This is a genomic window from Pseudomonas sp. F9001, assembly GCF_013385435.1.
Classification (GTDB): Bacteria; Pseudomonadota; Gammaproteobacteria; order Pseudomonadales; family Pseudomonadaceae; genus Aquipseudomonas.
In genome coordinates this window covers 9,516-9,730 of sequence record NZ_JACAPX010000060.1, presented here as the reverse complement: position 1 = coordinate 9,730, position 215 = coordinate 9,516, and positions in this window count along the sequence as shown.

Below are 215 nucleotides of genomic sequence, written 5' to 3'. Positions count from 1 at the left end.
AAAAGCAAGAGCACGGCGGCCTGAAAGCCGACCTGAGTGTTAAAAGCCAGATCAAAAGCCAGAGCGAAAGCAGAGCTGCTTTTCTGTAGGAGCTGGCTTGCCGGCGATGCAGACACCTCGGTCTTCCAGACACACCGAGGTGATGCCATCGCCGGCAAGCCAGCTCCTACATTTGAACCGTGCCCGCTTTAGGTTTTGATTTTGCTCTTCAACAC